Source organism: Azoarcus sp. TTM-91 (assembly GCF_012911025.1).
In the GTDB taxonomy this organism is placed as follows: domain Bacteria; phylum Pseudomonadota; class Gammaproteobacteria; order Burkholderiales; family Rhodocyclaceae; genus Azoarcus.
This window is the reverse complement of record NZ_WUEI01000191.1, coordinates 1-5182: the sequence shown is the minus strand read 5'-3', so window position 1 is coordinate 5182 and position 5182 is coordinate 1. Positions and strand designations below refer to the sequence as shown.

Below are 5182 nucleotides of genomic sequence, written 5' to 3'. Positions count from 1 at the left end.
TCTTTGCGCCGCATCGCCAGCCTGCTCGCCAGCCTGCTGCTCTCCGGCTGCGCCCTGCACGAACCCCTTGCCCGCCCCGACCTACCTCTCCCCTCGACCTGGGCGGAAGCCGCGCCCGCGGCCGACGAAATCAGCGCCGACTGGTGGCGCACCTTCGGCTCGGCCGAACTGGACGCCCTGGTGCAGGAAGCCGCGACCGCTAGCCCGGACCTGCGCATCGCCGCCGAACGGGTGATACAGGCGGAGCAATCGCTGCGCGTCAGCGGCGCCTCCCTGTTCCCCTCCCTCAACCTCGGCGGCAACACCGGCTGGACGCGGCGCGACGCCAACGACGGCAGCGCGGTCAGCGAAACCAAGTCCTCGGCCGTCACGCTGAACGCCGGCTACGAGATCGACCTGTGGGGCCGCATCGCTGCCAATGTGGACAGCGCCGAAGCCAGCCTGGCCGGCAGCCGCTTCGACTACGATGCCGCCCGCCTCAGCCTCTCGGCCAACGTCGCCACCACCTACTTCCAGCTGCTGGCGCTGCGCGAGCGCCTGCGCATCGCGCGCGAGAACCTCGCCATCGCCGAGCGGGTGCTGCGCATCGTCGAAGTCCGCTATCAGAACGGCTCCGCCTCCTCGCTGGACGTAAGCCGCCAGCGCACCACCGTGCTGTCCCAGCGCGCCGCCATTCCGCCACTGGAAGTGCAGGAGCGCCAGACCAACACCGCGCTGGCTATCCTGCTCGGCCGCGTGCCGCAGGACCTGCGCCTGCAGGGCGAAGCGCTGAACACGCTCGCCATTCCGGCGGTCACCCCCGGCCTACCGGCGGATCTGCTGGTGCGCCGGCCGGACCTGGCCAGCGCCGAAGCCGCGCTGGCCGGCGCCTCCGCCAACGTCGCCGCCGCCCGCGCCGCGCTGCTGCCCAGCATCCAGCTCTCCGGCGCCGGCGGCCTGGCCACCGCCACGCTGCTGTCGCTGGCCGATCCCAGCAACACCGTCAGCCTCAGCGCCTCGGTCGCCCAGGTGATCTTCGACGGCGGCCGGCTGCGCGCCCAGGTGGAAAGCGCCCGCTCGCGCCAGCGCGAGCTGGTCGAGACCTACCGCAAGGCCATCCACACCGCGCTCAAGGAAGTGGAAGACGCCCTCGGCAACACCGGCCGCAACGCCAACCAGGAGGTGCTGCAGGGGCAGATCCTCGCCGAGGCCCAGCGCAGCCTGCGCCTGGCGGAGCTGCGCTACCGCGAGGGCGCCGACGACCTGCTGACGGTGCTGGACGCCCAGCGCACGCTGTTCTCGGCGCAGGATTCGCTGGCCCAGCTGCGCCTCTCCCGCCTCACCTCGGCGGTGGACCTGTACAAGGCGCTGGGCGGCGGCTGGCGGCCGGAGAGCGGCGTGGCCGTTTCGCCGCAATCCTGAATCGGCGACACTGACGCGCATGACACTCCCCCGCTTGACCGCCATTCCGGCCGACATCGCCGCTGTCGCCGACTACGAGCCCTACGCCCGCGAACGCCTGGACGACAACGCCTGGGCCTACATCGCCAGCGGCGCCGGCGACGAGATCACCCACCGCGCCAACCGCAGCGCCTTCGACGCCCTGTCGCTGAGCCCGCGCGTGCTGGCCGACGTCCGCGGCGGCAGCACCGCGCTGGAGCTGTTCGGCCAGCGCTTCGCCCACCCCATCATGATCGCGCCGGTCGCCTACCAGCGCCTTGCCCACCCGGATGGCGAACTCGCCACCGTGCAGGCCGCCGCCGCGCTGGAGGCGGGCATGATGGTCAGCACCCTGGCCAGTTGCCGGCTGGAGGACATCGCCCGCTACGCTGGCGCGCCGCTGTGGTTCCAGCTCTACGTCCAGCCCGACCGCGGCTTCACCCGAGAACTGGTGCAGCGCGCCGAAGCCGCCGGCTACAGCGCGCTGGTGGTCACCGTGGATGCCCCCATCGCCGGCATCCGCAACCGCGAACAGCGCGCCCGCTTCCACCTGCCACAGGGCATAGGTGCGGTCAATCTGCAGGGCATGCGCACACCGCAGCCGACGCTGCCGCCCGGCACCAGCCAGGTGTTCGACGGCCTGATGGCCCATGCCGCAACCTGGAAGGACATCGAGCAACTCCGCGGCCTGACCCGGCTGCCGCTCATCCTTAAAGGCATCTTGCACCCCGACGACGCCGACCTTGCCCTGGCGCATGGCGTGAATGGCATCGTCATTTCCAACCACGGCGGCCGCACGCTGGACACCCTGCCCGCCAGCCTCCACGCCCTCCCAGCCATCGCCGAGCGGGTGGCCGGCCGCGCACCGCTGCTGCTGGATGGCGGCATCCGCCGCGGCACCGACGTCATCAAGGCGCTGGCGCTAGGCGCGAGCGCGGTGCTCATCGGCCGCCCCTGGCTTTACGGCCTGGCCGCCGCCGGCGCCCTCGGCGTCGCCCATGTGCTGCGCCTGCTGCGCGACGAACTGGAGGTGGGCATGGCGCTGACCGGCTGTACCCGCCTGGCCGACATCGGCCCCCAGCTCATCCATAAAAATTAACAAAATCTGAATTTTCATTAAACTCTCGTTGACCTTGCGTACTGAGAATTGTTAGCATTTTTATAACAATTCCAATGGACGGTCGCTTGTCGCGACCGCCAGCAAGGCCAGCCACCTGCAGCAGCGTCATCCGTCTCCTGCCAGGAAGCCCGCCCTCCCTACCGGACTTTCCTTCCTTTCGTCAGGAGATGAACGATGCCCCGTGGCACCGCCGTACCCGCTCGTCCCGCGTTTCCGCAACGCTCCCGCCGCAACGCCCTCACGCTGGCCCTCGCCCTCGGTTTATCGGCAGGCGCCTTCGCCCAAGGCACCGAACGCCAGTTGAGCGAGACCGTCGTCTCCGCCTCCGGCTTCGAGCAGCAAATCAAGGAAGCCCCCGCCAGCATCAGCGTGATCACCCGCGAGGACCTGGAAACCAAGCGCATCACCAACATCGCCGACGCCCTGGCCGACGTGGAAGGCATAGACACCGGCGGCAGCGCGGGCAAAACCGGCGGCCTCAACATCCGCATCCGCGGTCTCAGCGACGAATACACCCTTGTGCTGATCGACGGCCGCCGCCAGAACAGCACCGGCAACATCTACCCGAACGGTTTCGGCGAAGCGCGCAACAGCTTCCTGCCGCCGGTCTCCGCAATCGAACGCATCGAAGTCATCCGCGGCCCGATGTCCACCCTGTACGGCTCCGATGCCATGGGCGGCGTGGTGAACATCATCACCCGCAAGGTGGGCAAGGAATGGACCGGCTCCCTCACGGTGGAAGGCACCCATGTCGAGGACAGCGACTTCGGCAGCTCCTACTCCGCCGAAGTCTTTGCCTCCGGCCCGATCAAGCAGGATCTGCTCGGCCTGCAGGTACGCGCCCGCAACTGGCACCGCGAACAGTCCAGCATCTCCTACGACCTGGACGACGGCAGCGAGGGCGACGAGCTCACCCAGGGCCGCAACCCGACCAAGGGCCGCATCGAGAACTACGGCGCCCGCCTGACACTGACGCCGAACAAGGACCACGACCTCTGGCTGGACATCGACACCACCAAGCAGAGCTACGACAACAGCAAGCAGCAGCTGGGCACCCTGGGCGCCGCCGGCGGCTACGGCCCCACGCAGAAGTACAACCGCGACAAGTTCCTGCTCGCCCACAACTGGCGCACCGGCTCCGGCCTGCTGGAATCCAGCCTGAGCTACAACGAGACCGAGACCGTGGGCCGCCTGATTCCGGCGCGCATGATAGGTCGCAGCGGCGACCGCGGCCTCACCACCAAGGATTTCATCTTCGACACCAAGTACGTCACCGGCATCGGCAACCACATCCTGTCGATCGGCGCCCAGTACTGGAACGCGGAGATGGAGGACGGCATCCTGCCCAAGGCCACCGAATTCACCCAGGTCGGCATCTTTGCCGAGGATGAATGGCGCCTGGCCGAGAGCCTTGCCCTGACGGTGGGCGTTCGCCACGACCACCATGACGAGTTCGGCGGCTACACCACGCCGCGCGCCTACCTGGTGTGGAACACCACCGAGAACTGGACGGTGAAGGGCGGCATCAGCCGCGGCTACAAGGCGCCGCGCCTGGAGTACCTCACCAACGGCATCTACACCGTCTCCGGCCAAGGCCGCACCCCCGCCATCGGCAACCCTGACCTCGAACCGGAAACCAGCACCAACACCGAGATCGGCGCCATCTTCGACAGCCTGCAGGGCTTCACCGCCAGCGCCACGCTGTTCCACAGCAAGTACAAGGACTTCATCAGCACCAGCGCCGGCCCGGTGCTGATGACCTGCAACGGCAGAACCAACGCCGGCGGCAGCGCCGCTTCCGCCGAGGCCTGCGAGGACTACCTCGCCGCCGCCGGCAACCAGTGGGACGTGTGGGTGGGCGGCAGCAACGCCACCGGCGACAGCTTCACCCTGCGCCGGCCGGTGAACGTGGACAAGGCCACCATCCAAGGCGTGGAGTTGTTCTCCCGCTGGCAGATCAACCCGGCCTGGAGCCTGTCGGCCAACTACACCTATACCGACAGCGAACAGACTAGCGGCGCCAGCAAGGGCGACCCGGTGAACGACACGCCGGAGCACATGTTCAACCTGGCGGTGCGCTGGAAACCCACCGATCGCCTGTCGGCCTGGGTGCGCGGCGAGTACCGCGGCGACGGCTTCCGCAGCGGCACCCACACCGCCACCGGCCAGGATGCGCGCGACGTGGTCGGCGACTGGAAGGGCTACACCCTGTTCCACGTCGGCGGCACCTACACGGTGACCAAGAACCTGGACCTCTCCGCCACCCTGTTCAACATCACCGACGAGCGCTTCAACAAGGCCGAAGTGGTGGATGGCACCACCTACGCCACCTACCGCAACAACCAGGAACCGCGCCGCCTGTGGGTGGCCGCGCACCTGAGCTTCTAGGCGCATCGCCGGCCTTTCCGCCCGGAAGAGCGCGGGCCGGTGGGCGAAAGGGCCGCGCCGCCGGCTGTGCTTGCCTGGTGGCCGCGCCGCCCGGTACCGGGGCCCCCGTCATCTGGCGGGGGCCTTCGTACAAAACGGTACAAGAAAAAAACATCTCATCGCTATTGTTGAGAATCGTTATCATCAAATAAAATTCGCCACCCGCCCGGGGCGCCGGCTCTCCCCCGAACCCGGCCCGGAGCGGCATTGCAGCCC

At 68.5% G+C, this 5182-nt stretch carries 4 protein-coding genes; 3 read left to right on the top strand and 1 reads right to left on the bottom strand.

All coding sequences use genetic code 11. The features are described 5' to 3' along the window. Window positions 1–3 precede the first annotated feature (3 nt). Window positions 4–1401 carry an efflux transporter outer membrane subunit gene (locus GRF61_RS23255; protein WP_169152992.1) on the top strand — a complete coding sequence of 466 codons (1398 nt, stop codon included), beginning with the start codon at window positions 4–6 and terminating at the stop codon, window positions 1399–1401. Between the two features lie 19 nt (window positions 1402–1420). After that, the gene (locus GRF61_RS23250) at window positions 1421–2518 is read left to right on the top strand and encodes an alpha-hydroxy acid oxidase (protein ID WP_169152991.1); all 1098 of its coding nucleotides are present in this window, start codon (window positions 1421–1423) and stop codon (window positions 2516–2518) included. Here the strand turns inward: GRF61_RS23250 and GRF61_RS23245 are convergent. Beyond that, window positions 2502–2648, bottom strand: coding sequence for a hypothetical protein (locus tag GRF61_RS23245; protein WP_169152990.1), 147 nt, complete (start codon window positions 2646–2648; stop codon window positions 2502–2504). The two genes, GRF61_RS23250 and GRF61_RS23245, sit on opposite strands and share 17 nt — an antisense overlap. A gap of 65 nt (window positions 2649–2713) precedes the next feature. Between GRF61_RS23245 and GRF61_RS23240 the strand changes: the two genes are divergently transcribed. Further along, window positions 2714–4927 (top strand): TonB-dependent receptor, encoded by a 2214-nt coding sequence (locus GRF61_RS23240; RefSeq protein WP_169152989.1) that lies wholly within the window; start codon window positions 2714–2716, stop codon window positions 4925–4927. The last annotated feature ends 255 nt before the right edge of the window (window positions 4928–5182 follow it).

Bases quoted from the DNA above. Each gene is read 5' to 3' on its own strand.
- GRF61_RS23240 (WP_169152989.1), top strand. From the start codon at position 2,714: ATGCCCCGTGGCACCGCCGTACCCGCTCGTCCCGCGTTTCCGCAACGC.
- GRF61_RS23245 (WP_169152990.1), bottom strand. From the start codon at position 2,648: ATGACGCTGCTGCAGGTGGCTGGCCTTGCTGGCGGTCGCGACAAGCGA.
- GRF61_RS23250 (WP_169152991.1), top strand. From the start codon at position 1,421: ATGACACTCCCCCGCTTGACCGCCATTCCGGCCGACATCGCCGCTGTC.